The organism is Bacteroidota bacterium (assembly GCA_034723125.1).
Taxonomy (GTDB): Bacteria; Bacteroidota; Bacteroidia; order CAILMK01; family JAAYUY01; genus JAYEOP01.
On sequence record JAYEOP010000126.1, the window covers coordinates 1 to 4,217 of the forward strand.

The window sequence follows — 4,217 nt, forward strand, 5'->3', positions numbered from 1 at the left end:
GGAGAATTCAAATTTACCCCTTCATACGAAGAAGCATTTTTTAATCCTTTTATAAATTTCCATTCAAGACCCTGAACCACAACATAAGGTTTAAACATCTTAATTAAGACAGAATTATAAATTGCGTCTTGTTTTAATTTTTCATCACTGGCAATACTTGTAATTAAATTTGCAAAACTTCCAATATATTTTTTATGATTTCTCTTCGATAGATTTGTAGGAGAATTTAACCAACCTTTATCAGACTTATACTGTCTTTCTATCATTGATATTAAAACCGTATTGTCTTTAACTTCAAATTTTAACTTTGCATGATTTGTTATTGCAACAGAATTCCATTCAAAAAACTTTGTAATAAGTACCATTTTCTGACTATCAAATTTATCAATTGAATAATTCAATTCTTTGGCAGCAGCCTCAATAATTTGGATAACTTGTTTTGTGTTGATATTTTCAACAGTTTCTTCTGCAATTTTTTGAGCATTTGTTCCAATTAATATGGATAGAAATGCTATTAACATTATTATTTTTTTCATGATAATTATTTATTTTTTTTTAATTCATTCCATTCATCTCTACTAATATTAATAACATTTGCTACTTTTATTAGATTTTGCACATTACCTGTGTATGATCCTTTAAAAACTATCTCTTCACCGGGTGCAAGTGTTTTAAGTGCTTTACCAAAGTAATTAAGTGTTGCGTAACCTTCAAGAATTTCACCTTCTGAGCTTACAAAACGTAAAAATAATGATGAATTGCCTTTGAAATCTTTAACTGTAACACATGTAACTTCAAGAACTAATGATGATTTCAAAGATTCTCTTGTTTGAAAATGAGATTTTGGCACTAATTTAACTTCTTTGATTGTAAATAACTCATTATCTAATTTTTGCTCAAATGGTATTGTAAAGTTCTCTTTTGATTGAATATATGTATTCATTTCCGTTTTAGCTTGTTCTTTCACTGTTTCAATTTCTTGTTTAAGCTTTGCATATTTTTCTGCATCTCCGCTTGATTCTGCTTTTTTATAATCTTCAACTAAACCTTTCAATTTGTTTACAGTTTTTGCTGCAATTGTAGGTAGGTCACCAAGTACGCCACCATCAATATTAACACTGCCTCCGCCACAAGAGGTTAAAAACATTACTGCTGTAATAGCAATTCCTAATAATAAATTAATTCTTTTCATTTTAATAATATTTAAATTTACACCTACTCTTTAAAGGATTTTCGGCAAACTCCTATATCTTTATTGTTTTAATTGCTTCATCTCTACTAATGCAGGGTAACATTTGTATAAACGGAAGTTCCGTTTATTTCCATTATGTTCAGATACACTCAAAAACCTATAATTCCATATCATCCAACGGGTTAGCAATATCGCCTGCCTGTGCGTAGCACGCAGACAGGTCAAGTCCTTTGCTAGTAATATGAGTGTAAATCTCTGTTGTTTTACTCGATTCATGCCCTAATAAATTTTGAATGTATCTTAAATTTATTCGCAAATATAATATTTTTTTTTAATAACAAGCTATTTCTGTTTTTTTAGCTCCTTGTATTATTTCTGATATTATAAATTTATTCCGTTTATCTGCAAATATAGGTAGATAAACGGAACTATTGTTAATAAAACTAAAAGCTAAAAGCTAAAAACTAACAGCTAATCCTACGGACTTGCTTCGCTTCGAAAGTTATGTGTTACGAATAAACAAAAAGAAGTACTTAAAGTGCCTAGAGTGCCTAAAGTACTTAGAGTTAAAAAATAAAAGCTAAAAGCTAAAAACTAAAAGCTAATCCTACGGACTTGCTTCGCTTCGAAAATTATGTGTTACGAATAAACAAAAAGAAGTACTTAAAGTGCCTAGAGTGCCTAAAGTACTTAGAGTTAAAAACTTAAAGCTAAAAGCTAACAGTATAGGGAATTAGACAAACACTACTTATGTTGGGTGATGATAATTATTAATTTATAGTAATTTTGCATTGATGAAAAAATCAAGTAAATCAAAGAGAATTAGCTCATCTGATGAAAATTTAGATGAGATGTCGTTTTTTGACCATCTTGAAGCATTAAGGTGGCATATTTTACGCTCAGTTGTTGTTGTAATAATATTTGCTATAGTAGCATTTATTTTTAAAAGTTTTGTTTTCGATAGCGTAATTTTAGCTCCTAAAGAATCATATTTCCCAACTAACAGATTTTTCTGTCATTTTGCTGAAAAATTTAACAAAGATATTTTATGTATAAATCAAAATCCACTAAAACTCATTAATATAAAAATTACAGGACAGTTTGTAATTCACATTACAATCTCTTTAATCGCAGGATTAATTATTGCTTTTCCGTATATAATTTTTGAGTTATGGAAATTTATAAAACCTGCATTATTTAAAAACGAAAGGAAAACCGCTCGCTTTTCTATCTTTATGATTTCACTTTTATTTTTTATGGGTGTTTTGCTGGGTTATTATTTGATAGTTCCCATTTCATTAAATTTTTTAAGCAATTACATAGTTAGTAGTGCTATTGAAAATACAATTAATTTAAGATCATATATAACTACACTTTCAAGTATATGCTTTGCATCGGGGATAATTTTTGAGTTACCTGTAATAACTTATTTTTTATCAAAATTAGGATTAGTAACTCCTGATGTTATGAAAAAATTCAGAAGACATGCAATTGTTGTCATCCTAATTCTATCTTCAATTTTAACACCTCCTGACATGGTAAGTCAGTTTTTGATTGCTATTCCTCTATTTTTACTTTATGAAATAAGTATAAAAATATCAGCAAGAGTAGTAAAAAAAATTGAGTAGGTAGTGCCTCTAAGAAAACTGTTAAATTTTATGATTTCTAAGATTTTTGACCTGCCTTTGCTGTCAGGCAAGTGAGATTTTTATTTTTTGAAACGAGGCGATGCTTTAGCATCAGTGAGTTGAGAAAGATAAAAATATCGCAAAAAGATATGAATCTAATTTTGCAGAGTTTTCTTAGAGGCACTAAGTAGTGCCTCTTAGAAAACTATCTATTTTTATAAAATGAATTATTTTTGATGAGATTTTTACTTTTTGGAAATGAGCTGATGCCTTTGCATCAGGGATTTGAGAAAAATAAAAATATCGCAAAAAGAAACATTTTTAATTTTGGAGAGTTTTCTAAGAGGCACTAAGTATGTCAACAACTCTTTTTTTACCTGATAATTATTCTTCTGAATATTAAAGAATTGTTACTTATGATTTTTGCAAAGTAAATACCTTTTGGAAAATTGCTAATATCTATTATTTTAAAATTGTTATGAATATTGTCATAATTTTTAATTCTTTTACCAGTTTGATCAATTATTTCTATGGATGAAATGTTTTTACCATTAAAAATAAATTTTCCATTTGAGGGATTTGGAAAAAGTTTAAAATTTTCAATATCAGTGTTAGCAATTGAATTGTAGGTTTTATTACCATGTATAAAATAATTTAATGTACCATCATAACTCACTAATGAAAAAATTATAGAATCAGGTGATTTGTCAATTGGAGTATAAGAAATTATAAAAGTATATTCATCAACACCTGTAAGTGATGTATTAATATTAAAATCGGTGTTAAATTCTGTTCCTGTCAAATTTGTTCGGTTTATAAATGTTAAAGTATCATTACCACAATTCGTGATTGTAACATTGATATTTTTCCGTATTCCTATTTCTATTGAATCAATGTTTATAATAGTATCTGTAACAGAAAAAAGTATGGGATTAACTTGCTTTGTTGTAGGGTAAGCTGTTGCATACCATAAATTCGTTCCACCGAGCATATTGTATATTTTTGCAAATTCCAAGTTTTTCATTTCTTTAAATGTTTTATCACTTCTTCCACCTGAACTACAGCAAATTAAGTATGTTTTATTTTTATTTAATGTTTTCAAAATATCATTAAAATCAGGATTAAAATAATCAATATTAACACTGTGTTCAATGTGCCCTGTGTTGTATTCTGTAGCTGTTCTTAGATCAAGGATGATGAATGCAGGATTGTTTTTGTTTTTTAAAATTAATGAATAAGCAGAATCAACATCAATATTTGCTTGAATAGTATCATTGCTTCTAAAATTGTTTTTCCCTGCAGAGTTAAAAGCAGTGAAAACAAAAATTAGTATTAAAAGAAATGAATACAGTTTCATAATTTTGATTAATTAAAATTATCAAATATACAAATTATTT

4 protein-coding genes are annotated in these 4,217 nt (G+C 27.7%); 1 reads left to right on the top strand and 3 read right to left on the bottom strand.

The genetic code is table 11. The annotated features are described in order from the left end of the window. Both U9R42_03800 and U9R42_03805 read right to left on the bottom strand, forming a co-directional pair. On the bottom strand, positions 1–536 hold a 536-nt coding region (locus tag U9R42_03800), incomplete at its 3' end, for a hypothetical protein (GenBank protein MEA3495140.1). A gap of 5 nt (positions 537–541) precedes the next feature. Then, positions 542–1,192 carry a hypothetical protein gene (locus U9R42_03805; GenBank protein ID MEA3495141.1) on the bottom strand — a complete coding sequence of 217 codons (651 nt, stop codon included), beginning with the start codon at positions 1,190–1,192 and terminating at the stop codon, positions 542–544. 794 nt (positions 1,193–1,986) lie between these two features. Here U9R42_03805 and tatC point away from each other — a divergent pair. Then, on the top strand, positions 1,987–2,820 hold the full coding sequence (gene tatC, locus U9R42_03810; GenBank protein ID MEA3495142.1) for a twin-arginine translocase subunit TatC: 834 nt from the start codon (positions 1,987–1,989) through the stop codon (positions 2,818–2,820). 373 nt (positions 2,821–3,193) lie between these two features. On the opposite strand, the gene U9R42_03815 is transcribed toward tatC, so the two are convergent. Further along, positions 3,194–4,177, bottom strand: a complete 984-nt coding sequence (locus U9R42_03815; protein ID MEA3495143.1) for a rhodanese-like domain-containing protein — start codon at positions 4,175–4,177, stop codon at positions 3,194–3,196. Between the last annotated feature and the right edge of the window lie 40 nt (positions 4,178–4,217).